Source organism: Parafilimonas sp. (assembly GCF_047606085.1).
Classification (GTDB): domain Bacteria; phylum Bacteroidota; class Bacteroidia; order Chitinophagales; family Chitinophagaceae; genus Parafilimonas.
In genome coordinates, this window is record NZ_JASGEX010000010.1 from 55,742 (window position 1) to 81,572 (window position 25,831).

Annotated in this window: 17 protein-coding genes; 9 read left to right on the forward strand and 8 right to left on the reverse strand. The window is 43.8% G+C overall.

What is annotated here, in order from left to right; genetic code table 11:
• The first annotated feature begins 67 nt into the window (after window positions 1-67).
• From QM629_RS01225 to QM629_RS01240, 4 genes are all read left to right on the forward strand, one after another.
• The gene (locus tag QM629_RS01225) at window positions 68-1,234 is read left to right on the forward strand and encodes a serine hydrolase domain-containing protein (protein WP_415156362.1); all 1,167 of its coding nucleotides are present in this window, start codon (window positions 68-70) and stop codon (window positions 1,232-1,234) included.
• Window positions 1,235-1,382: 148 nt separating this feature from the next.
• Entirely contained in the window at window positions 1,383-2,252 is an 870-nt protein-coding gene (gene sucD, locus QM629_RS01230; protein WP_415156364.1) for a succinate--CoA ligase subunit alpha, read from the forward strand.
• Window positions 2,253-2,817: 565 nt separating this feature from the next.
• Window positions 2,818-5,214, forward strand: a complete 2,397-nt coding sequence (locus tag QM629_RS01235) for an ABC transporter permease (protein WP_415156366.1) — start codon at window positions 2,818-2,820, stop codon at window positions 5,212-5,214.
• Window positions 5,215-5,576: 362 nt separating this feature from the next.
• A complete protein-coding gene (locus tag QM629_RS01240; RefSeq protein WP_415156368.1) occupies window positions 5,577-6,269 on the forward strand; it encodes a DNA alkylation repair protein in 693 nt (230 codons plus the stop codon).
• A gap of 4 nt (window positions 6,270-6,273) precedes the next feature.
• Here the strand turns inward: QM629_RS01240 and QM629_RS01245 are convergent, their stop codons facing one another.
• Genes QM629_RS01245 through QM629_RS01255 form a run of 3 tightly spaced genes read right to left on the reverse strand, consistent with a single transcriptional unit; the run spans window position 6,274 to window position 9,778 of the window.
• On the reverse strand, window positions 6,274-7,224 hold the full coding sequence (locus QM629_RS01245) for a LysM peptidoglycan-binding domain-containing protein (RefSeq protein WP_415156370.1): 951 nt from the start codon (window positions 7,222-7,224) through the stop codon (window positions 6,274-6,276).
• Window positions 7,225-7,245: 21 nt separating this feature from the next.
• Window positions 7,246-8,631 (reverse strand): methyltransferase RsmF C-terminal domain-like protein, encoded by a 1,386-nt coding sequence (locus QM629_RS01250; RefSeq protein ID WP_415156372.1) that lies wholly within the window; start codon window positions 8,629-8,631, stop codon window positions 7,246-7,248.
• A 4-nt stretch (window positions 8,632-8,635) separates the two neighbouring features.
• Window positions 8,636-9,778, reverse strand: coding sequence for an aminotransferase class I/II-fold pyridoxal phosphate-dependent enzyme (locus tag QM629_RS01255; protein ID WP_415156374.1), 1,143 nt, complete (start codon window positions 9,776-9,778; stop codon window positions 8,636-8,638).
• Window positions 9,779-9,883: 105 nt separating this feature from the next.
• Here QM629_RS01255 and QM629_RS01260 point away from each other — a divergent pair, with 105 nt between their 5' ends.
• Window positions 9,884-13,522, forward strand: coding sequence for a PKD domain-containing protein (locus QM629_RS01260; protein ID WP_415156376.1), 3,639 nt, complete (start codon window positions 9,884-9,886; stop codon window positions 13,520-13,522).
• Window positions 13,523-13,560: 38 nt separating this feature from the next.
• On the opposite strand, the gene QM629_RS01265 is transcribed toward QM629_RS01260, so the two are convergent.
• The gene (locus QM629_RS01265; protein WP_415156378.1) at window positions 13,561-13,800 is read right to left on the reverse strand and encodes a hypothetical protein; all 240 of its coding nucleotides are present in this window, start codon (window positions 13,798-13,800) and stop codon (window positions 13,561-13,563) included.
• Between the two features lie 60 nt (window positions 13,801-13,860).
• Between QM629_RS01265 and recG the strand changes: the two genes are divergently transcribed.
• From recG to QM629_RS01280, 3 genes are read left to right on the forward strand one after another with little or no spacing between them, the layout of a single operon-like run.
• Window positions 13,861-15,954: an ATP-dependent DNA helicase RecG gene (gene recG / locus QM629_RS01270; protein WP_415156412.1), complete on the forward strand. Its 2,094-nt coding sequence runs from the start codon at window positions 13,861-13,863 to the stop codon at window positions 15,952-15,954.
• A 53-nt stretch (window positions 15,955-16,007) separates the two neighbouring features.
• Complete coding sequence (locus tag QM629_RS01275) at window positions 16,008-19,643, forward strand: PKD domain-containing protein (RefSeq protein ID WP_415156380.1); 3,636 nt, start codon at window positions 16,008-16,010, stop codon at window positions 19,641-19,643.
• Between the two features lie 9 nt (window positions 19,644-19,652).
• Window positions 19,653-20,678: a PorP/SprF family type IX secretion system membrane protein gene (locus tag QM629_RS01280; protein ID WP_415156382.1), complete on the forward strand. Its 1,026-nt coding sequence runs from the start codon at window positions 19,653-19,655 to the stop codon at window positions 20,676-20,678.
• Window positions 20,679-21,280: 602 nt separating this feature from the next.
• Here the strand turns inward: QM629_RS01280 and QM629_RS01285 are convergent.
• A complete protein-coding gene (locus QM629_RS01285) occupies window positions 21,281-21,622 on the reverse strand; it encodes a hypothetical protein (protein ID WP_415156384.1) in 342 nt (113 codons plus the stop codon).
• A gap of 118 nt (window positions 21,623-21,740) precedes the next feature.
• On the opposite strand from QM629_RS01285, the gene QM629_RS01290 reads away from it, so the two are divergent.
• Window positions 21,741-22,589, forward strand: coding sequence for a hypothetical protein (locus QM629_RS01290; RefSeq protein WP_415156386.1), 849 nt, complete (start codon window positions 21,741-21,743; stop codon window positions 22,587-22,589).
• A gap of 628 nt (window positions 22,590-23,217) precedes the next feature.
• On the opposite strand, the gene hutU is transcribed toward QM629_RS01290, so the two are convergent.
• The 3 genes from hutU to QM629_RS01305 all read right to left on the reverse strand — a co-directional run bounded on the left by hutU (window position 23,218) and on the right by QM629_RS01305 (window position 25,719).
• The gene (gene hutU / locus QM629_RS01295; RefSeq protein WP_415156388.1) at window positions 23,218-24,972 is read right to left on the reverse strand and encodes a urocanate hydratase; all 1,755 of its coding nucleotides are present in this window, start codon (window positions 24,970-24,972) and stop codon (window positions 23,218-23,220) included.
• A gap of 73 nt (window positions 24,973-25,045) precedes the next feature.
• Window positions 25,046-25,465 (reverse strand): putative toxin-antitoxin system toxin component, PIN family, encoded by a 420-nt coding sequence (locus QM629_RS01300; RefSeq protein WP_415156390.1) that lies wholly within the window; start codon window positions 25,463-25,465, stop codon window positions 25,046-25,048.
• On the reverse strand, window positions 25,465-25,719 hold the full coding sequence (locus QM629_RS01305) for a hypothetical protein (protein WP_415156392.1): 255 nt from the start codon (window positions 25,717-25,719) through the stop codon (window positions 25,465-25,467). Before QM629_RS01305 ends, QM629_RS01300 begins: the two co-directional genes overlap by 1 nt.
• Between the last annotated feature and the right edge of the window lie 112 nt (window positions 25,720-25,831).

Sequence of the window (25,831 nt, forward strand, 5' to 3'; positions counted from 1 at the left end):
TTGAACTTTTAATACGCTATCGCATTACATTTACCGCGAACAAATATTACAATAAAGCAGCCGGTTCATGCAGCACACACGAATTTTAGCCCTTTTTTTTGTTTTTGTTTTATGTTTTGTTTTTATACGGTGTTCATCAGGAACGGCCAAAGGCAATGCCGGTAAAAAAGATACGGTTGGCCTTGCAACCGATGCCGGGTTTGCCGCATTAAGCCCTGGAGAAGCTGCTGCTTATACCAGTGCTATTGATGCGTTCTATGAAACAAGGCTGGTAAGAAGTGGCTTTAACGGCGCTATACTCGTGGCCAAAAACGGGCAGGTTTTGTTTGAGCAATACCGGGGCTATGGAAATTTTATTACCAAAGATTCTATAACACCGCATACGCCTTTTCATATCGCTTCCACTTCAAAAACCTTTACGGGCATGGCGGTGCTGAAGTTGTGGGAAGAGGGAAAGCTTTCATTAGAAGATACCCTGCAGAAATATTTTCCGCAACTGCCTTATAAAGGTATTACCATAAGAAATTTATTAAGCCATCGCAGCGGCCTGCCCAACTATCTATACTTCATGGACAGTATATGGGACAAGCACAGGGAAATGACGAATGAAGACGTGCTGAATGCCATGATTGTGCACAAGCCGCGTATTCAGAATTTGCCTGACAGGAGGTTTCAATATTGCAATACCAATTTTTTACTGCTGGCTTTAATAGTAGAAAAAATAACGGGGCAAAAGTTTCCCGACTACATGAAAAAAACCTTGTTTGAGCCACTGGGCATGCACGATACCTACATCTTTTCTATAAAGGATACGGCTGATTATAACCCTACCTGGTCTGTATCAAGAGGCTTTCCCATGGATCAGTATGATTGCACGTACGGCGACAAAAATGTATATAGCACCGTGCGGGATTTATTTGCATGGGATAAAGCTTTATACCAGTATACTTATCTAAAGAAGTCAACGCTGGATATGGCATTTACGCCATTGAGCAATGAAGTGCATTCCATGCATAACTATGGGTTGGCCTGGCGTTTATTTATTAAAGATAAAGACACGGTTATTTATCACAACGGTAAATGGCATGGCACCAATACTTCATTTGTAAGATTAGTGCAGGATACCGCTACCATAATTGTTTTAGGCAATAAGGAAAATAAGAATATTTACCAGGCAAAAGAAATGGAAAGTATTTTTAATGGCAAGCTGCAAATGGATAAGCTGGACGAGTAAAACAGACCACAGATGACAGACCACAGTCAACAGCAGCTTTTTATTACCAGACACACTTCAAATTTTAATTATTTCTGTTGACTATGGACAGTGGACTATGGACTAATAAAAACTAACTATTACATTTGCGGACTTTAATAAATTAACCATGAGCGTATTGCTGAACAAAAATTCAAAAGTAATTGTACAGGGATTCACAGGTACGGAAGGCAGCTTTCATGCCAGCCAGATGATTGAATATGGAACGCAGGTTGTGGGCGGTGTTACGCCGGGCAAGGGCGGCAGCACGCATTTGGACAGGCCCGTTTTTAATACCGTTGCCGATGCTGTAAAAGCTACCGGCGCCAATGTGAGCATTATATTCGTGCCGCCTGCTTTTGCTGCCGATGCTGTTATGGAAAGTGCAGACGCCGGCATTGAACTGATCGTTTGCATAACAGAAGGCATTCCTGTGCAGGATATGGTTAAAGTAAAAAATTACCTGCAGGGAAAATCGTCGAGGCTGATAGGCCCTAACTGTCCGGGCGTAATTACGGCAGATGAGGCTAAGGTGGGTATTATGCCCGGTTTTATTTTTAAGAAAGGCCGCATTGGCATCGTATCAAAATCAGGTACCTTAACGTATGAGGCGGCAGACCAGGTGGTAAAGGCAGGCCTTGGCATAAGCACTGCTATTGGCATTGGCGGCGATCCCATCATCGGCACTACTACAAAAGAAGCGGTTGAATTATTCATGAATGATGATGAAACAGACGGCATCATTATGATCGGTGAAATTGGCGGCGGCATGGAAGCGGAAGCGGCACGCTGGATAAAAGATAATGGTAAAAAGCCTGTGGTTGGTTTTATTGCCGGCCAAACAGCGCCTGCGGGCCGCAGGATGGGCCATGCAGGGGCCATCATTGGCGGCGCAGATGATACGGCTGCTGCCAAAATGAAAATATTAAGTGAATGTGGTGTGCATGTGGTAGCCAGCCCGGCTGATATTGGCAAAACAATGGCCGAGGTATTGAAATAAGCATATTGCTATATTTTTAGAAAAGCTGAATGGTAAGCTGTGCTTATGGTTCAGCTTTTTTATTTGTATTGTGTTCTTTATCGGAAGTCTGGATACTTCACGCATAACGCTGCGAAATCCGGAGACCATAGCTGTTCGAAACCATTTTCTTAAAGCCTCACAGAGGCTTAATGTGTGTACAATGCTGCCCGTAATGTTTCTTTACCGTTCCATTGGAACGGAACGTTTACACGCACCACGCCTGCGGCGTGGAAATACCCCCGGCACAATTATTTCTACACAAGTGGGCGATTCTATGGATCGCGGAGCGCTAATACAGGTTTCGAACACTTCAGTTCCGGAGACTTCGCAGCGCCTGCGCAAATTTTCTTCAGTAAGTCTCTTACCTCGCGCAAGAAGCTTCCCATAACAGCTCTCAGCAATACTTTACGATTCACTAACACCAACAGGCATTTTTATTTATACAACCAGCAGGAGTTTAAAATTTTTCTATCATTATGAAGTAACTAATTTTTTAGTTATATTTGACTAATTTTTTAGTTGTAATAATTACAGGAAACCGGCTATGCTGAAATTTATATTTAAAAATGCCTGGCGCACAGTAAAAACCTTTTGGCTTTATAATGCCATAAATATTATGGGCCTGAGCGTGGCTGTGGCTGCTGCATTGTTTATAACTGCCATAATTCAATATGAAAACGGTTATGATTCTTTTCATAAAAACAGTAATTCAATATACAGGGTTGTTGAAGATATGCATTACGAGGGGAGCGGGTATCAAAAAGGCGCCGGCACGCCCTATCCGTTGGCAGCATTTTTAAAAAACCAGAACGGCGAAGTTAAACTGGCAACCCGCGTTTTTCCTGCAACAATTCCGCCACTATATCCTTCCCTGCACGTAGCTCAGAAAACTGAAAATTTTGATTTAAGCAATGCATTATGCACAGATGCTGACTTTTTTAAAATATTCTCGTTCAGTTTATGGGCAGGCAAAAAAGAAGACCTGTTTAATGAACGGAATACAATCTTGCTGTCAAAAAAATATGCCGGCAAAATTTTTAAAGACCCGGCAAAAGCTGTTAATCAAATCATTGACCTTTCCTGTAATGATACCGTAATTAAAGCCAGGGTTACAGGCGTATTTAATGATTTTTCCCCGCAATCTCATTTGCAAACAGACGCCCTCTTGCCTTTTCCTGCCGGTTTTGATACAACGGAGATGGGAAGGAACTGGTCAGTTCTTTTAGGTTCCACTTACCTGTTGATACCGGGAAATATTAGTAAGAAAAGTGCAGAAAAGAAATACACAGAACAAATTCACCAGGAAAATCAGTCTATTGACGTAGAACTGCAGCCGCTGAAAGATATTCATGCAAAATCCGGGAATCTTTTTTATGACAGCCTGAATTTTCAGAAATCAGACCAGGCAAATTTAAATCTCTATGTTATCAGCGCTATTATACTATTACTGGCAGCGTGTGCAAACTGCATCAATATACATTTTGCTTTATTAAATTACAGGGGCAGGGAAGCTGCCATCAGGAAGATAGCAGGTGCAACGCGGGCTCAGCTTGGCTGCCAGTTTTTAACAGAAAATGCTATTACAACAGGCGCTTCAATAATGGCCGGATTTTTAATGGTGGTTTTATCGTTTCCCTGGCTGCAATCTTTTCTTGATATAAAGCCTGTGCGCACATCATTAATAAATGTACATTTCGTTTTAGCGCTTTCAGGATTGTTTTTTATTTTATGGCTCCTGGTCAGCAGCTACCCGGCCTTTGCTTTTTCGTCTGCCGGTATTGTTAACCTGCTAAAAAACAAAAGCCTTTTTAAGGCATCAAAAAACAGTTTAATGCGCCTGCTGATTATATGCCAGTTTTCATTCTCCTTTATTTTTATAGTCAGCATAATTACCATTCACAAACAAAATACGCTTTTAAATACAGCAGACCTTGGTTTTAACTATGACAATGTTCTTAACATTAAAGTGAACCATATCTTAAATTCTTCATCGCTTCATTATATTATCAACAAATTAAAGCAGGTGCCTGATGTAGAAGATGTAAGTTATTCAAAGCGGAGGATTGGCGATGGCGCCGGCATATTCGGCATATATTATACGGATAATGCAGGCCGGCAGCACGGTGAAACGGCACTAACTTATTTTGTGTCGCCAAATTTTCTTGATTTTTTCAAAGTACGGTTTATCCAGGGAAAAAATTTTGATGAAAACAATTACCGGGATACATACATCATCAATCAGTGCATGCTGAAAAAAACAGGATGGAACGATTTTTTTCATAAGGCCATTCATCTGTCCTGGCTGCCGGAAGGAACATTGAACGGCGTTGTAGCAGATTTTCATTTTGCTTCCCTGCATGAACAAATGCAGCCTTTGCTTATTTGCCCTGTCATTGATTCATCCGACATACAAAATATTTACATTAAGCTGAACGCTCCCGGTATTTCCAAAGAGGGTAAAGATGAATTGGCCAGGATATGGAAATCTGTTTTTAATGAGCCGCCCGTATATGGGTATATGAGCGACTGGCTGAGATCGGCGTATAAAGATGAAAAAAGATTAAGCAATGTTATTCTTATTGCAAGCGCTTTATCTGTATTTGTAGCGGCGATAGGGTTATTCGGCATGTCTGTGTTCTCTTCTCAGAAACGCATACAGGAAATAAGCATCAGGAAAGTTTTAGGAGCAAAGAGCAGCAGTTTGTTCATGCACTTATCCCTGGATTATATCAGGGCCGGCATTGCATCTTTTATTATAGCTGTGCCGGTATCTGTATATCTGCTGAAGAAATGGCTGGAAAATTATTCTTACCGGGCAGAGCTGACTGTCGGATCATTTATACTGACTGCTGCGCTCTTACTCATTGTAACCTTACTTGCGGTATTTCATCAGTTATATAAAGTTTCCACCGTTAACCCTGTTCAGCATCTTAAAGAATAATTCATTGTATATTTTTAAAGTTCAAACGCTGGCATAATGAAAGAGAAGAACAGGAGGGATTCTGGAGACTTCACGCATAGGCCTGCCAAGTCCGGAGACCATAGCTGTTCGAAACCATTTTCTTAATGCCTCATAAAGGCTTAACGTGTGTACAATGCTGCCCGTAATGTTTCTTTACCGTTCTCCATTGGAACGGAACGTTTACGCGTACCACACCTGCGGTGTGGAAATCCCCCTGGCACAATTATTTCCACACACGGGGGCGATCCTACGGATCGCGGATCGCTAATGCGGGTTTCGAACACTTGTGGTCCGGAGACTTCGCAGAGCGGGTTGATATGATGTATTGATTAAATGCATTTTTGGAAATTGAATTTAAATCAATGAACGTTTACCTGTTGCCATTGCAAAAATTATTTCAGCAGCATGCTGATGCGGTTAAAGCCGCCGGTGCAAAGAAGTACATGCTGAACCGGTTTGTATTTTATGGAATTGTAATGGCAGTATGCAGGAAATTGAGTAAAGATTTTATAAAATCAAATTCATTAACCTCTGTTGCTGAAGTTGAAAAAATTGCAAAGCAGGCCTGGCAGTTGCCGGAAAGGGAATGGCAATATTTTGCAATTGAATTGCTCTCGCATTATAAAAATCAATGGACAATATCAACTATAAAAACGATAGAGTATTGCATTGTACACAAAAGCTGGTGGGATACAGTGGATGCTATTGCTGATGCCTGTGCGGGTGAATATTTTAAATTGTTTCCGCAACAGGTTAATGCAGTAACAGGAGCGTGGAACGCATCTGAAAATATGTGGCTTCAAAGAAGCAGTTTATTGTTTCAGAAAAAGTATAAAGCGAAAACTGATACGAGGTTGCTTGCAGCATATATTCAGCATCTTTCTTCCTCAAAAGAGTTTTTTATTCGCAAAGCCATTGGATGGATATTGAGGGAATATGCAAAAACAAATGCTGATTGGGTTAAACATTTTGTTGAAACCAATCAGCATTTATCCGCGCTTAGCAGGAGAGAAGCGCTAAAACACTTTCCATAGTATATCAGAAGCTCACATTCAGGTTAAAGCTGCCTGCATCATTCACGTGCAAAGCAGCTGCAGTAGCGTTGCTGATGCGGAAATTAATACCGGCATTGTCCTTAAGATCGCCCATATTCCAGAGCACTTTTGCATAAACAGAACTGCCGTTATCGGCGCTTAGTTTCACAATGGTGCCGGGCTCTATATCATTGGCAAGGATATAATATTTGCCATCGGCCCAGCCGCTGGCTGTTTTAAAGGTTTTGGAAACGCCTGACATGTTCTGTGCACCCTTGTTTTTCTTTTCTTTAAACTCCGGCGCAAAAAAACCTTCACCTGAATAAGAAGCTATATCATTTGACGCCGGCTCCATGCTGCCGGCAGGCTGAACATTTTTAGTAACGTTATCAGCAGGCGCCGGGCTGTCACCGGGCTTGTTTTCCTCCACGGGCTCTTTTTGCTGCTGCTGCGGCGCTGCCGTTTCTGTTTGCGGCTTTGGCGTTGTTGTGGTTTTGGCCATCCTGTTCACACCACTTTCATTTACGATGAGCAAAGTGCCAAGTTTAGCGCTGTTGTCTGTAAGATTATTCCATGCTTTAAGCTGGTCAACCGTAACGTTATATTTTTTACTGATGCTGTATAAAGTTTCGCCTTTGGCCACCAAATGTGTTATCTCCCCGGAAGAAGGTGTGCTAACCGGCGACGCACTTACTGCAGGCGCTGTTGTTTTTGCAGCAACGGCTGCCTGCTTCGTGGATGGTATTTTTATGTTTGATCCATATACAAGCCTGGTATCCGCATGCATGCCGTTGGCCCGCATAATATCGCCAACCGAGGTATTGTATTGTTTGGCAAGTGCAGATAATGTTTCTCCCTGTTTCAAAGTATGGTTAATATAACGGGATTGCGCCTGCAGGCTTTGAGCGGAAAGAAGCAAAGCTATTGCAAAGGCCGTTGATCGTATATACTTCATGCTTTATATTTTGCTGCAAATTTATTCTTTACGGATACGCCATTCTGTGGGATAATAATTATTAACACGGTTGTGCAAAATTTTTATCCAGCCGAGCGGGAAGCTGTTATATGTGCATAAACCCCATCCTTTATGCCCGGGTGGTAATACAACGTTTTTTTTGCGCAGGTATTGCAGGGCCTGTTCTTCTTCCAGCTCCATTTTGGCAATATTATTATTATTGAACAGGGTGCTTAAAGCAAATTCATGATGCGGTATTAAATCCCTGCCTTTTATTTCGCCTATGTTTATGCCTGATTTTTTGAGGTATAGGTTTTTTTGAAGCAGGGCAAGATCGCCGTTCCATGGTTTGGGAATAACACGTATAAAATCTTGCTGTTTCAGAAAATGCCAGTCTCCCGCAGTTATATATTGCTGTACCAAGGCCATTTCTTTACCGGTTATTCCGGATAAGGATGGCGCATGAAATTTTGTAAAGCTTTCCGCTTCATCCTTCTGTAAAGCGCATATAAAAAAGCCTTCACCCTTTACTGTATGCGGCCAGAAACGGTAACCATAACATTTATGAACAGGTGATTGCGTTTCTTCAACATGCCAGTTCTCCTCAACTTTCAACCTTATACTTTCCACTTTAAACATGGCTTTCATCCAGTCTGCAATATCCTCATCTTCTTCCTGCGAATAAGAGCAGGTGGAATAAATCAAAATACCATCGTGTTTTAAAGAGGGGTGTATATCGGCAATAATGCGCTGCTGGCGCTGGCTGCACAGCTTCACATTGTTTTCGCTCCATTCGTCAATAGCTTCTTCATCTTTCCTGAAAAGCCCGCTGCCACTGCACGGCGCATCAATAACAATTAAATCAAAATAGTTCCTTAGGCGCTGAAAGCCTGTTGCATCATTATTCGTTATGATAACATTTTCAGCGCCCCACTTTGTTATATTTTCATATAAAATATTGGCCCTTGTTTTAATTACTTCGTTGGAAATAATTAAGGCGTTCTTAAAATAAGAAGCCAGCAGTGTGCTTTTGCCTCCGGGCGCTGCGCAGAGGTCTAAAACTTTTATGTTTGCATCCCTGTTGAATAATTGTTGCAAAGCATTCCATAAAAACATGCTGCTTGCTTCCTGCACATAATAAGCGCCTGCATGCAATAACGGATCGAATGTAAACCGTGGCCTTTCATCCAGGTAAAAACCATATTCACACCAGGGCACTTTTTTATCTAAACTGAAATGAGGGTGTGTTATAGCAGAAGAATGCCGGAAATGTTCATATTTCTTTTCATTAAAACGTATGGATGTTATTAGCTGCGGATGATAATGCGCTGCTTCAAAAGCCTGTTTATTAAAACCTTTTATTTCAGCAATATGGTTTAATAATCCTTCCGGTAATTTTCTTTCCAAGGTATCAGGATAAAATATGAATAAGCTCTTCTATTTCGTCAATCGTATTGAATGCATGGATCACGATGCGCAGCCTTTCTTTATTCAAAGGAACGGTGGGATATAAAATCGGCCTTACATCAAAGCCTTCGTGCTGCAGTTGGGCTGCAATTTTTTTTACTTCTTCATTGCCGGGTATCATTACAATTTGAATAGGCGTTGTGGAAGGCAGTTTTTCAAATTGCAGATTCGCTTTCTGAAAATATTGTATCAGCCTTTGCAAATGCACCCTTTCATCTTTTAAAAAAGGAGAAGTATTATAGCTGGCCTGTATAACGGCGGCGGCATGTTCGGGCAAAGCTGTTGTGTAAATAAAGCTTCGCGCAAAGTTGATAAGATAATCTTTCAGCTGCCGCGAGCCGCAAACAGCCGCGCCATGGCAGCCGCAGGCCTTGCCAAAGGTGTAAACCCTGCCAAATATTTCCTGTTCTAAATTTTCACGCTGGCATAAGCCCTCACCTTTTTCACCAATTACACCAATGGCATGGGCCTCATCAATTATTAAATGTGCATGATGGGTTTTGGTGAGCGCCACCATTTCCTGCAAAGGGCAAAAATCGCCATCCATGCTAAACACGGATTCGGTAACAATAAAAATATGGCTTCCGGCAGCCACCGGAACTGTTTTTAATTTTCTTTCCAGCTCTGCCACATCATTATGCACAAACGAAAAGCTTTGGGCAAACGATAACCGTATGCCATCGCGGATAGAAGCGTGGCAAAGCTGGTCGTATAAAATGATATCACCCTTTTGCGGGATGGAACTTAACACGCCGGTATTGGCATCATATCCTGAATTAAAAATTAAAGCCGCTTCTGCCTGATGAAAGGCGGCAATTTGTTTTTCGGTTTCTTCTATTAAAGCATAATTGCCGGCAAGCAGCCGCGAACCGGTTGAGCCGGTTTTTAAGCCCGGGTTTATTTTATCATGCAATAAATTATTATGCACTATACCGAGGTAATCGTTCGAGCAAAGATCAATTTTGCTTCCGGGCAGTTTTAGCTGCCTGAAAGCATTTTGCGCTTTGCGCCGGCTCAGCCTTTTTTCAAGAAAGGAATCATTATACATCGGTTGCTTGTATTGGCCAAAGCTAAGAACTTGTTTCAACTGTTTCTGCATAGTATTTTCGCCTGTCACATTATGGCAAAACTTTATGTAATATCCTTACAACAAATGGCAGGGCTTTACGTTTTTCTCAATAAACTATTTTGCTTGAAATATCAATACAGGTTTGTGGTTATATTCTTTGTGCTGCTGTCAGGTCATGCCTCCGCGCAGTATTTTCAGTTTGTTGAAAATAAAGGACAGTGGGACAGTTCGGTAAAATTTAAAACAGATTTTCAAGGCGGGCTGCTCAATTTAAAGCCTTCCGGCTACAGGGTGGTGCTGCATCAGCAGGATCAGCTTAAAAAGGTTGCAGCGTTTTATGGTGCTCATGCCACGGCTGATTCCGGCACGAACATGCAGGCGGTTAAAGCCAAAACTTTACAACAGGTTAAGCTGCATTCACATATTTATGAGATCAATTTTTTAAATGCCAATGAAAATGCGGTCGCCATTCCTGATAAGCCCACACAGCTTGTAAACAATTATTTTATCGGGAAAGACAGCACCAAATGGCATTCAGGCTGTAAAGTGTATAATGCGGTTACCTATAAAAATGTGTATAAGAATGTTGATATACGGTATTATTCAGATAATGGCAACCTGAAGTATGATATCATCATCAATCCCGGCGCCGATATTTCACAGATAGCCATGCAGTTTAAAGGCCTGGATGGCTTATCGCTGAATAAATATGGCAATCTTACCCTTAAAACTTCTGTGGGCGAAGTTTACCAGAGCATTCCGCAGAGCTACCAGGTGCTGGATAATCTTAAAACCAATGTTAAGGTAGCTTTTAAGCCGCAAGGCAATACTGTTCGTTTTAATCTGGGCAAATACGACGAGAAAGCAACATTGATTATTGACCCTACCATGATATTTTCCACCTTTACCGGCAGTTTATCTGATAACTGGGGCTATACGGCCACGTACGATAATAGCGGCGACTTTTTTGCCGGCGGTATTGTTTTTGGCGATGATTATGATGCCAGGGATGTGGGCGGCTACGATGAAACTTTTAACGGCGGGGATGGCAGTGAAGGAACATACCCTTACGATATTGCATTGATCAAATTTAATTCCACCGGCTCGCAGGCTTTGTTTGCCACATATTTTGGCGGTAGCGGCGATGAGCAGCCGCATAGCCTGGTTTGCAATTCTGAGGGCGATCTTATCATGTCGGGCAGAACAACATCAACTGACTTCCCGGTTACTGAAGAAACCTTCGGCGACGGTGGTTCTTTTGATATTTTCCTGGCAAAATTCAGCGCCGACGGCTCTACCCTTATGGCTTCACGAAAATTTGGCGGAACAGGTTCTGACGGCGTGAATATCCGTCCCAAATATATTGAACCGGAAGAAATTGACACTACGCGCAGAAATTATGGCGATGATGCAAGGAGCGAAGTTATTGTTGACGGATCAGATAATATTTACCTGGCGAGTTGCACAAGGTCTGCTGATTTCAAGACGACCGATAATGCATTTAAAACAACGCTGGGCGGCACACAGGATGGCGTTTTTATTAAAACTTCTTCCGACCTGAGTAACATATATATATGCACTTTACTTGGAGGAAACCGTCCTGATGCAGCCTTTGTTCTGGCAATAAGCGGCGTTACCGGCAATATTTATATTGCCGGCGGCACTGCCAGCAGCAGCGATATGGCTTTGAATGCCACAAATGCATCGAGCGGCATTGTGTATAATAGTTTCCAGGGCGGGCAGGTGGATGGCTTTGTTTCCATGTTAAGCGCCGATGGCACTTCTTTGCTCAAAACCTGTTACATAGGCACTTCGGGCAATGATATGGTGTATGGCGTGCAGGTAGATAAAGACGGCTATCCTTATATAATGGGCACTACAACCACAAGTTTCCCGGTGGTTAATTCCGCCTTTAATGACAATGATAACCAGGCCAGCGGAAAGCAGTTTATAACCAAGCTTTCGGCCGATCTTACCTCTGTGGTGTATTCGGCAAACTTTGGAAAGGGAGGCTCCATACCGGATATTTCTCCCACCGCCTTCCTGGTTGACATTTGCGGCAATGTATATGTTTCCGGCTGGGGCGGCAATGCTAATTATAGTTACTATGGCCTGAACCAGACTGTTACGGGCCTGACCATTACCAGCAATGCCATTCAAACCACTACAGACGGGAGTGATTTTTATTTTTTTGTTTTGGAAAAGAATGCCGCCAGCCAGTTATTCGGAAGCTATTTCGGGCTGGTTGATGCAGATGCTTTTGGCGATCATGTGGATGGCGGTACCAGCCGGTTTGACAAAAGGGGTATCATTTACCAGGCCGTTTGCGCCAACTGTGGCAGAGTAGGCACATTTCCTACAACCACCGGCTCCTGGAGCACAGGCAACCCGGCGCAAACATACAGCGAATGCAACGAAGCAGCCGTAAAGATTGCATTTGAATTGTCAGGCATTTATTCAGGCGTAAAATCTTCTATCAATGGTGTGGAAGGAGACACCTCCGGCTGCATTCCGCTTACCGTTGATTTTACCGATACGCTGGCCATGGGCAAGTTGTATATATGGGATTTTGGCGATGGCTCCGGAGATACTACCACCGATGCGTCAGTAAGCCATACGTATGAAAATGTAGGCCTTTATACCGTGATGCTGGTAAGCATAGATTCTTCCTCATGCAATATTGCCGATACCTCGTATGTAACCATTAAAGCCGGAAATAATGAGGCCGATGTAGCTTTTGCCGTTTCAAAACTGCAGCCCTGCGAATCATTCAATTATCAATTCACCAATACCTCCGAAGCCCCATCGGGATATAGTTTCAGTTCCGGCGCTTTTACCTGGGATTTCGGCGACGGTACGGTGCTTCAGTCGGATTCGCTCACCGTTACGCACCAGTATGCCGCATCAGGAACATACAGCGTTATACTTTACCTGAACGATACCGCTTTTTGCAATTCACCCGATTCTGCTGTTTATACTTTAAGGGTAGCTTCGGTATTAAGTGCGCTTTTTACAGCGCCCTCCTCCGGTTGCGCACCGCTTGATGTAACGTTTACCAATACTTCCATCGGCGGCCAGAGCTTTGTTTGGGATTTCGGCGATGGGGACAGCTCTACCGAAGAATCGCCAACACATCAATACACCACGGCGGGCACTTATACCGTAACCTTAACCGCCACAGACAGTTTAACCTGTAACAATACAGACGATACCAGCATGATAATTACCGTGTATGCTTCACCAACAGCCGCATTTACTTATACACCCACAACCGCTACTGAAAATACCCCCTACGAATTTACCAATAACTCCACCGACGCAGTAAGTTATAAATGGTTGTATGGTGACGGCGATTCGCTGGTAACCAGTTCCATGTTGCCGGTTTCGCACACCTATAATGCTTCGGGCCAGTATGAAGTTTGTCTGATAGCCTATTCTGAGAATGGCTGTACTGATACGGCCTGCAGCACGGTAACGGCAATCATCACGCCTTTGGTTGATGTGCCCAAAGCCTTTTCGCCCAATGGCGATGGCGTAAACGATATCATTTATGTGCAGGGCTTTGGCATCAGCAAAATGGCCTGGCGCATTTATAACCGCTGGGGGCAACTGATGTTCACTTCATCAAGCATCAGCGATGGCTGGAATGGCCGCTTTAAAGGCGCCCTGCAGCCGCAGGATGTGTATGCCTATGTACTGAACATTGAATTTTCGGATGGCACCAAGGTGAATAAAAAAGGCGATATTACCTTGCTGAGATAAGCCTGCTGCAGCCTGTTTGCTCAAAAGGGTTAACAGCCTTAATAAAGCTTCTCATGCAAAAATGTAAAGAGGTTGCCGGGCCGGTAAGCCTTTTTAAAATTGTGCTGTATATGAAAAACAGCGCCGGCAAGCTGCATTATTTCTCTTGCGCTTCTTTGCCCTGTGCGAAACATCTTCAATAAACTTATAAACCTGATTTGTGCGGGCTTGTTTTTGTTCCCGCTTATTTGAAGAAAGGGCTGGGAGCGCGTGGCCTTACGGGCAGGCAAACGATTCATTAATTTATTCTTGCGAACTATATTTGTCTGCAAACAATCAGCATAAGCACCGCTTCTTCCATATTAAGTTCGCCCATAGAATATTTAAAAGGCGTAGGCCCTTTGAAAGCCGATCTTTTAAAAAGAGAGCTTGGCATTTTTACGTTTGAAGACCTGCTGAATTATTACCCGCTGCGCTATATTGACCGCACCAGGATAGAGGCGATTGGCAGCATTAACCCGCAAACAGAATATATACAGGTGGCAGGCCGCATTACAGGCATGGAGATACTCGGGCAGCGAAGCGCAAAGCGCATGACAGCCTGGCTTGAAGATGGCACGGGCATGGTGGAGTTAACCTGGTTTCAGGGCATTCAATGGGTGCAAAAAATGCTGCAGGAAGGCAATGAATACCTGGTATATGGCAAGGCCGGTTTTTTTAATGGCAGGCCGCAGATAACCCATCCCGAAATAGAATTGTTCACGGCTGAATTAAAGCAGGGCAAATCATTTTTAGAGCCTGTGTATTCCACCACGGAAAAATTAAAAGCCAAAGGCTTAAACGCAAGGCAGATAGCAAAACTTACTTCGGCATTAATCCCGCTGGTGCCGGCAAAAGATGTGTATGAAAATATTCCCGGCGAGGTATTGCAGGCGCTGAATTTGATGGGCCGTTATGAAGCGGTTGTGAACATTCATTTCCCAAAAAATTTTGAAATATATGAACAGGCGCTGCGCCGTTTAAAGTTTGAAGAATTTTTCCTGGCGCAGGTAAGGATGGGCATGATCCGTGGCAGACGGCATCGCAAAAGCCAGGGCGTGGTATTTGAAAAAGTGGGAGCGCTGTTCAATGCATTTTATAATGACTGCCTGCCCTTTGAACTAACCGGCGCCCAAAAAAGGGTTATTAGGGAAATCAGGGCCGATACGGCCAAAGCGCACCAGATGAACCGCCTGCTGCAGGGCGATGTGGGCAGCGGCAAAACCATCGTGGCTTTACTCGTAATGCTCATTGCTGCCGATAATAATTATCAGAGCTGCCTGATGGCCCCCACCGAAATTCTTGCCCAGCAGCATTACAGCAATATAAAAAACCTGCTGAAAGAATTACCTGCCGGCGTGGCCCTGTTAACGGGTGCCACCAAACAGGCGGAACGAAGATTGATACTGGAGGAACTGAAGAACGGTAACGTGCATATACTGGTGGGCACGCATGCGGTAATTGAAGATGCGGTGCAGTTCAATAACCTGGGCCTGGTGGTGATTGATGAGCAGCACCGTTTTGGCGTAGCGCAGCGTGCCAGGCTTTGGGAAAAAGCCACGGTGCCGCCGCATGTGCTGGTAATGACGGCAACGCCCATTCCCCGCACACTGGCCATGACGGCTTACGGCGATCTCGATTACAGTATTATCAACGAATTGCCGCCGGGAAGGCAACCCATTATTACCGTGCACCGTTATGAAACAAAACGCGCCAGCGTGATGGATTTTGCAAAGGCCGAAATTGAAAAAGGCAGGCAGGCTTTTTTTGTTTACCCTTTAATTGAAGAAAGCGAAAAGCTGAGCTATGAAGATTTAATGCAGGGCTATGAACAGGTAAAAAGTTTCTTTCCTGAACATAAGTATAGCATCAGCATGGTGCATGGCAAAATGCCGGCAGAACAAAAAGAGGTGAATATGCAACGTTTTAAAGCAGGCGACACTCATATACTCGTTGGCACTACGGTGATAGAAGTGGGCATTGATGTGCCCAATGCATCGGTAATGGTGATTGAAAGTTCGGAAAAGTTCGGGTTGTCGCAACTGCACCAGTTGCGCGGAAGGGTGGGCAGAGGGAGCGATAAGAGTTATTGCATTCTTCTCTCACCATACAAGTTAGGTAATGAGGCAAAAGAAAGGCTGAAGATTATGTGCGCCACCAACGATGGTTTTAAGATTGCTGAAAAAGATTTGGAGCTGCGCGGCCCGGGCGAAATTGAAGGCACAAAACAGAGCGGCATGTTAAACTTCAGGCTGGCCAGTTTGGTTAATGACAAAGATTTGCTTGAGGCATCTAAATTTTATGCAGATTCGGTTTTATCGGCAGACGAAGCATTAAGCAACCCCGAACATGCAGGTTTAAGATCGTTTCTTCTTTCGCAAAAAGGAAAAACGGCCTGGAGTAAGATTTCTTGACAACAAATTGAAATTAACAAGCGTTTAATTTGTAACTTAAATAAATTTTTTGCTTGAAATATATTCTTGCATTAGTTGTTATTTTATTTATGGCCCTCCTGTCGTCACAAGGGTTGCTTGCGCAGTATTTGCAGTTTGTTGAAAATAAAGGCCAATGGGATAATGCTATAAAATTCAAATCAGATTTTAAGGGCGGTGCTTTGTACCTTACGCCTTCAGGTTATAAAGTGGCGCTGCACGATAAAGACGATATGAAAAAGCTGGCTGATTATTTTGGCGGCCATTCCGACAGCGCCTCAATCAAAAGCAAATTAAAATCGCTGCCCGGTCTTGTATTGCATTCCCACGCTTACGATATAAGTTTTGCAGATGCAGATTCAAACGCTGTTGCCGTACCGGATAAACCGCTCAGCATGGTGAATAATTATTTCATCGGTTCAGACAGCAGCAAATGGAAAACCGGTTGCAGGGTATATAACGGCATCACCTATAAAAATGTGTATAAGCATATTGATGTAAGATATTATTCAGACAATGGCAACCTTAAATACGACATCATCATAAACCCGGGCGCCGATATAAGCAGGCTGGCTTTGCGTTACAACGGGCTTGACGGCCTGCTGGTAAACAAGTATGGCAACCTTACCATGAAAACTTCTGTGGGAGAAGTGTATCAGAGTATTCCCGCTTCTTATCAAATACACCAGGCAGTGCGGGCCGAAGTGAAAGCCGCATTTAAGCTGGTGGGCAATACCGTTCGTTTTAAGCTGGATAAATATGATACATCCCAAACGCTGATCATTGACCCCACCGAAATATTTTCAAGCTTTACGGGCAGCCTTTCCGACAACTGGGGCTACACCGCTACGTATGATAACGAGGGAAATTTTTATGCCGGCGGAATTGTTTTTGATGATGGCTTCGATCCCCGGCATGTGGGCGGCTATGATCAAACATTCAATGGCGGCGATGCCAGTGAAGGCCAGGCGGGCGCTTATGATATTGCTCTTATTAAATTTAATCCTACAGGTTCGCTTGCGTTATATGCCACTTACTTCGGCGGCGGTGGCGATGAGCAGCCGCACAGCCTTGTGGCAGGCCCGGATGGCAACCTCATTATGTCTGGCCGCACAAGTTCCACCAATTTCCCCACTACTGCCTCCACGTATGGCAGTGGCGGTGGCTTCGATATCTTTCTCGCCAAATTCAGCGCCGACGGCAAAACGCTCCTGGCTTCCCGCAAATTTGGCGGCAAGGGTGCAGATGGCGTGAATATATCTCCTAAATATGTTTCGTCGGGCATATCCACCACAAGAAGAAATTATGGCGATGATGCAAGAAGCGAAGTGATCACCGATTACCAGGGCAATATTTACCTGGCAAGCTGTACGCAGTCTTCAGATTTTCCCACCACTCCCAATGCATTCGATAAAGCGCTTGGCGGCATGCAGGATGGCGTGTTTATTAAAGCATCTTCCGATCTCACCAATGTGCTTACCAGCACTTTAATTGGTGGCGGCGGCAATGATGCGGCATTTGTTGTAAACATCAGCAATACCACCGGAACCATTTATATAGCCGGCGGCACATCAAGCACAGACCTGGCTGTGAACGCCACGAATGTCTCCCAGGGCATAATTTACAATAGTTACCAGGGCGGCAATGTAGATGGTTTTATTGCAGCCATCAGCAGCGATGGCAGCACCCTGCTTAAAATTTGTTATGTGGGCGGAAAAGGAAACGATATGGTGTATGGTGTGCAAACGGATAAATTTGGTTATCCTTACATAATGGGCACAACCACAGTAAGCCTCCCGGTATATAAATCAATCTTTAACGTAACCAGCGGGCAGGAGGATGGCAAACAGTTTATCACCAAATTAAACCCCGGTCTTACTGAAGTTATATACTCCGCCAATTTTGGAAGTAAAAGCGGTGTGCCGAATATATCGCCCACAGCCTTCCTCGTTGATATTTGCGGCAACGTATATGTTTCCGGCTGGGGTGGAAAAGCTAACAGGGAATATTATGGGTCTGCCCAGAATACGGTGGGCATGAGCACTACCGCCAATGCTATTTCCAGGCAAACCGATGGCAATGATTTTTACTTTTTTGTGTTGGAGAAGGATGCCACCAGCCAGTTGTTCGGCAGCTTTTTTGGAACATTTGGAACGGTGGAAAATGTATTTGGTGATCATGTGGATGGCGGCACCAGCCGGTTTGACAGGCGTGGCGTTATTTACCAGGCGGTATGCGCCAATTGTAATAAGACAGGCACATTTCCCACCACAACAGGCTCCTGGAGCCCCGGTAATCCTGCGCAGACAGGGGCTTTATGCAATGAGGCTGCCGTTAAGATCGCTTTTGAATTATCGGGTGTGATCGCTTCCATCCAGCCTTCCATCAATGGCGTGCTGCGCGACAGCACGGGCTGCATTCCGCTAACCGTTGATTTCAGGGATACGATAGCGCTGGGTAAATTATACCGTTGGGATTTTGGCGACGGCGCCCAAACCACCACCACCGATCCTGCGGCAAGCCATACGTATAATGATGTTGGGGATTACAAGGTAAGGCTCATCAGCATTGATTCTTCATCCTGCAATATTGCCGATACGGCATACATTACCATAAGGGCCAGGAGCAACGAAGCTGCACTGGGCTTAAAGATCACAAAACTGCTGCCCTGCGAATCTTTCAATTACCAGTTTGACAATACTTCTGTGCCGCCTTCGGGCTATACCTTCCAGGCTGATGATTTTACCTGGGATTTTGGCGACGGCGCCACAATAACCACCAATGCCACTCCGTTAACACATCAATATACAGCCAGCGGCGTATATAATGTTAAACTCTATTTGCACGATACCATGTTTTGCAATTCGCCTGATTCTGTGGTTTACCAGTTAAGGGTTGCCTCCACATTGCAAGCGCTGTTTGTAACGCCTGCCACAGGTTGTGCGCCTTATACTGCTGTGTTTGATAACACTTCACTGGGCGGGCAGCATTTCGTCTGGTATTTTGGCGATGGCGACTCTTCAACGGAAGCTTATCCCACGCATCTATATCAAACTCCCGGAACCTATACCGTTACATTAACGGCAACGGATAGCTTGACCTGCAACCCGGAAGATGATACAATGATGACGATAACGGTATATGAGGCCCCGGTTTCTTCTTTCATTTATTCACCCGCCACGCCTACAGAAAATACGCCTTACCAGTTCACCAATTCATCTACCGGCGGCGTAAATTATAAATGGGATTTTGGCGATGGCGATTCATTAATTACTACATCCATGCTGCCGGTAAGCCATATTTATAATACGGCAGGCAGTTACAGGGTTTGCCTGATAGCGTTTAACCAATATGGTTGCTCTGATACCTCCTGCCAGCAGGTTACGGCCATCGTTACACCGGTGGCGGATGTGCCGAATGTCTTTACGCCAAATGGCGACGGCGCCAATGATATTGTATATGTGAAGGGGTATGGCATTGATAAAATGACCTGGCGGATTTATAACCGGTGGGGCAAGCTGGTATTTGTATCAACCAGCCTGAACAATGGCTGGAATGGCCTTTATAACGGGGTTTTGCAGCCCCAGGATGTATATGCATATACATTAAGCATACAATTTACAGATGGGACAAAATATTCAAAAAAAGGTGATATAACTTTATTGCGATAGGAGGCAGGCATGAAAAAGAATGCAAAGACAGTTTTTTTATTTTTAATGACGGTGATAGCTGCAGCGCAGGCAAAAGCGCAGGACCTTCATTTCTCACAATATTTCAATGCGCCGTTACTGGTAAACCCTGCCAATACGGGCTTTGAGCCCGAGGCAGACTGGCGGGCGGGCATTAATTACCGTAACCAGTGGGCGGGCATTATAAACAATCCTTATAAAACCATGAGTGCCTGGGGCGATGCGCAATTGTTCAACAACCGTTTTGAAAATGGCTGGGCGGGCGCCGGCCTTGCTCTGCTGAAAGATGTGGCAGGCAGCGGTGAATTAAGCAGCACAAAAGTGTATGGTTCGTTTGCCTATCACCAGATGCTGGGCTATAACAGCCTGCTGAGCGGCGGCTTTGGCTTGGGCGTGGTGAATAAAAGCATAGACATCACCAAGCTTACATTCAATGACCAGTGGAACGGCAAATTTTTCGATGTTACTATTCCTACCAGTGAAACCTTCAGCGCCACCTCTATATGGTACCTTGATTTAAATGCAGGCCTGAATTATGCGGTATTCCCCACGGATAATGCTTACCTGAATGCAGGCATAAGCGTTAATCATATCAACATGCCGCGGGAATCTTTTTTCAGCAATACGGATGCCGATGCAAAAGTGCCCATGCGTTTTAATGTTTTTGCAAACGGCAGCTTTAAACTGAACGACCGGTGGATTGCAAACCCAAATGCTTATTTCAGCATGATGAGCAAGTCAACAGAAATAGTTGGCGGCCTGAATGCACATTATAATTTAAGCGGCGATGGCGCCATGCAGCTTATAGGCGGTTTATATTATCGTGCCAGCGATGCCATCATACCTATGGTGGGCGTGGTTATAAGCGGTATTGCTGCAACGGTGAGCTATGATGCCACAAGCTCAAGCCTGGGAACGTACAGCCAAACGCTTGGCGCTTACGAAATATCGCTTACCAAAACCGGCTTGTTTTCAGAATCGGGCAGCAATGTAAAATGCCCTTCCATAAAATTTTAAGCTTAAAGCAATAAGCAGTGGCGTATTACTCCAGTTTTTTTAATTGCTCTTTAATAACACTGTCGGGCAACGCTACATAAAGGCAAAGGCGCCCGTAAAATTTAATTGTTTCGTGTTATCAGCCTGGTTGCAGCCTGATGAAAGCGCTATTGCCACAACAGCGCACAGCATAACCATTTGTGTTTGTTTCATACAGAAAACCATATTATTTTTTGAGTGATGAACTTGTTCAGGCTTTTACAAAAAAATAAAGGACAAAAGCGGCACAAAAATTTTCATCGAAGATGAAAATACTATAATTCACTTGTGCTTTACTTAATGCTGAATAGCTGGGCGTATTTCAAATTTTCGCTTCATTCATAAATTTCCGGTCGGTGGGACACCGACCGGTAGCGGGTTCTGCAGGTGGGTCACCACCCACCTGCGAAAATTTGAAATACGCCCGAATAGTTTTATTAAGTAATTGCTATTACTATGGTTAAAATAAGCCTAAACAACTTCGATGTTTATTTTTTGCCGTACCACTCAACGGGATACAACAATTTACAATGAATGTAGCATTATCAGGCTCTCCATAAAACGGGTTAAGCAGAGAAGTTTGGTTATGCATCTGCATCGTTTTTATTCTCTTTCTGTTCAACTTCATATTTTGCTTTTAGTTCATGGTAGGCTTGTTCATTCATTTCCCACCTGAATTTCTTATAAAAAAAACCGGTGAAGGCAATAATGGTAACAATGCCAATAATGAGCACCCAGGGGCTGCTCTCTGTTTGGGCAATCATATTAGCCCTTTCGTACCAGCCTGTGTTAAAAATGAGAAGTATAGCAATGCCTATGCACAATCCGATTTGTATGCCTGGGAAAATTTGCCTGTATATGGATTTTTCTTTCAGCCTGTTTTCTTCCCAGTATTCAATAAAGGCTTTTTCTTTATCTGAAAGCATAAATAGTGTATTTGATATGAACGTTGCTTATACTTTGTATTCAAATTATAACAATACCTGTATAAGAAACGCAAAAATATTTATCAGGCTGCATTAGATTTGCGGGATAATAATGAATGTGAACAAATTCGATTCATACATAATGGATTACCTGTACGAAAACAGGGAGGTTGCGCTCGAAAAGATCGGCTACATTAAAGTGGTGTCATTTGCCGGTGCAGATTCAAAAGAGGCGGCTGTTGATTATATCTTCGATAGAAAGATCACCACTTCAACGGGCCTGGTTGAATATATAAGCGAGAAAACCGGCAAGAATAAAAGCCTTGTGGCCGCCGACCTTGAATCGCATTTAAAAGGCGTAAGAGAATTTATAAACATTGGCAAGCCTTATGAAATACCGCAAATAGGTTTTATAAAAGCAAATAACAGCGGCGTATATGCGTTTACGCCTGTATCTGAAATAAATACAAAACCTGTGCGCAGCGCAGTGCAGCCTGCTGCACAAACAGGCGCCAAAAGCAGCCGTACGGTTGTGCAGATAATAAGTTTGATTATTGCCATTGCCATACTTTCAGGCCTGGGCTGGCAGGCTTACCAGGCTTTAAGCAAAAAAACAAGCGAAGCCGGCGTGAATACCAGCGGCAATGCCGACACAGCTTCCGCAGAAGATACCATCAAAACGGCAGATACCGCCACCACGCAGCGGCCGGCCGGTTATTTGCCCGGCGACAGTGTGAATGTGCGCTATATTTTTGAAGTTACGGCTTCCGGCCTGCGTGCCCGCAGCAGAACGGCGCAACTGCAGCGCTTTGGCAACAATGCGCTTTACGACAGCTTTATAAGCAATAATACCAGGCGCTACGATCTGTATATTCTTAAGAAAACCAAAATTGCAGACACACTGCGGGTAAAAGATTCCCTCAGTAAATTTTTTATGCGGGATATAATGCTGAAAATAGAACCGTAAAATAATCAATTGCAGGCCCGGGTATTTATTTGCTTTTTCTGCCCTGCCATCTGCGGTTTCTTTCAAAACATCAATCAAAATCATAACTGGCAACTGCATAAACTAATGTCTTCTCAACTTATAATTTTTTAACCATAACATTGCACATTATTATCCTGCTCAGAGTATAAATCCTCTTAAAACACCATCAACAAAAGCCAGTCCATCCAGCAGTAGCGCTCCCATATAATTGGAAAACCTGCTCTGCGAAGTCTCCGGACCATAGCTGTTCGAAACCATTTTCTTAAAGCCTCATAGAGGCTTAACGAGTGTACAATGCTGCTCGTAATGTTTCTTTACCGTTCTCCATTGGAACGGAACGTTTCCACGTACTACACCTACGGTGTGGAAATCCCCTTGGCACAATTATTTCTACACACGTGGGCGATCCATAGGATCGCGGATTGCTAATGCAGGGGTCGAACAGCTATGGTCGCCGGACTTCGCAGTTTATATGCGGCAAGTCTCAGACTTGCAACTATAAAATCGCCTGTTACCCCTTTTGCCCCTTTCTTTCCAACGGTTTATTAATGTCCAAATTAGATGTCCCCCGCAGTCTTTTTAATGCCTCCATCTTCAGAGAGGGAAACTACTTTTTCAATCTTTCCTCTATATCCAAATGATGGGTTTTTGCAGTTTCTTTTGCAATCGTATATCCTGCATCTGCATGGCGAATCACGCCAATGCCCGGGTCATTTCTCAATACACGGCTTAAACGCGCTGCCGCTGCATCAGTTCCATCAGCAACAATCACCATGCCCGCATGAATACTGTAGCCCATGCCCACACCGCCGCCATGATGCAGGCTCACCCAGCTTGCACCACCCGCTGTATTCAATAAAGCATTTAATAAAGGCCAGTCTGCAACGGCGTCGCTGCCATCCATCATCGCTTCTGTTTCGCGGTTGGGACTGGCAACAGAACCCGTATCCAAATGGTCGCGGCCGATAACGATTGGTGCTTTTACCATGCCGGTTTTCACCAGTTCGTTAAATGCAAGACCAGCCTTTTCTCTTTCACCCTGCCCGAGCCAGCATATACGCGCCGGCAAACCCTGGAAAGTAATTTTTTCTTTCGCCAGTTTTAACCAGCGCTGCAATGATTTGTTTTCAGGAAACATGCCGGCAATTACTTCATCCGTTGCCGCAATATCGTTTGGATCGCCGCTTAATGCCGCCCATCGGAACGGGCCCTTGCCTTCGCAAAACAGCGGCCGGATATAGGCGGGAACAAAGCCGGGGAAAAGCAAGCCCCCTCCGCCGCCTAAAGGGGGAACCTGTAACTCGTTGCGATATTTATCTTCATACTCCAATGCACGTGCTCTTATGTTGTTGCCATAATCAAAAGTTATGGCGCCTTTGCTTTGTAACTGCAACATAAGCTGCACATGCCTGTACATGCTTTCGTAAGCAAGATCAATATATTGCTGTGGGTTTTCTTCGCGTAAAACTTTTGCCTGCCCGTAAGATATTTCATGTGGCCAGTAACCGATCAGCGGGTCATGTGCCGATGTTTGATCGGTTAATGTATCCGGTGTGATATTTCTTTCAACCAATCTTTCCAGTAAATGCACTGCATTACATAACACACCGATACTTTTACTGATACCTGATTGCTGATACCTGACAGCCGCATCAATCGCTTCATCAATATCCGAATACTTTTCATCAAGGTATTTTGTTTGCAAACGTTTATCAATGCGCCATTCTTCCACTTCAGCAATTAATGCCACGCCTTCATTCATGGTTATGGCCAACGGTTGAGCGCCGCCCATGCCGCCAAGGCCGGCAGTAACATGGAGAGTACCTTTTAAAGAACCTTGTCCGCCTCGGCGGATTGAGCTTTGAGCAGAACCGGAGAAATGCTTGTCTGCAACTGCGGCATACGTTTCATAAGTGCCCTGCACAATACCCTGCGAGCCGATGTAAATCCAACTGCCGGCAGTCATTTGTCCGTACATCATCAAACCTTTTTTCTCCAGTTCATCAAAATGTTTCCAGTTGGCCCAGTTGGGCACAAGCTGCGAATTGGATATTAAAACACGCGGTGCATTTTCGTGCGTTTTTAAAATACCCACGGGCTTGCCGCTTTGTATTAAAAGGCTTTCATCGTTCTCTAAAATTTTTAATGCAGCAATGATATTATCCAATGCTTCAAAATTCCTGGCTGCTTTACCACGGCCGCCATATACGATCAGTTCATCAGGCCGCTCTGCCACTTCAGGATTCAGATTATTGAGCAACATGCGTAATGCCGCTTCCTGTACCCAGCCCTTGCAATTGAGTTGCGAACCTGTTGGCGTTTTGTATTTAACAGCGTCGTATGTAGGTCTTGTTGTTGTCATTGAATAAATATTTTTATGTTACCGGCGATGGTATTTCATGGCATCTGCGTCGCACACTTGTACTGTATGAATGCTATTCATCAGGTGCCGATTGAAGTATCAGCAAAAATTCATCAGCAGATACAATATTTATTTTAGGAAAAGAAAGATTTTTTGCTGATTTAAAATGGCCATCATTTGTAACAAGATAGTCCGCATTACATGCAACAGCAGTATCAAAAAATTTATTATCATCTTTATCAATAGCAATCGCGTTCCAGCAGTAATAAATTTCCTGTTGCTTAATATAGTCCGGATCAGAAAGGATGTCAATAATATCTGATGCGATATTTAAGGGATATTTCTGTAAGACTAATTCCTCATATTCAAGCAGTATATCAGTGGAAGCGAACAAGATAATTTTTCCGGTTAAAAAGGCTTGCCATATATGATGATGTTTTGTTCTTGATCCAATACAATTAATCAAAACATTTGTATCAATTACAACCTTCATTATTTTTGGTTGTAAGGCATTCTGAAATGTTCTTTGCCCCAGCGTTCATAATCTTCTGCAGAAATATTGTTTTCTTTCTCCCATTGTTCAAGTGCCACATCAATTTTTTTTGCTTTTAAAAAAAGTATCTCCTTTTTGATAAGCTTATAATCTTCATCAGCCATAGGCTCTTTGAACAAACGAAGCATTTGCAATTGCTGTTCATTCAATCTCGTAGGATTTTGAGACAATATTTCGGGATCTAAGTTTTCCATCGCATCATATTTTATATAAAGTTACAAACTCATTCTTTTTTCTGAACAAGGATTAGCATATTTTATAGCTAACAAAATGTATCCCAAAGCTCTTATGTTGTTTTATGGCATT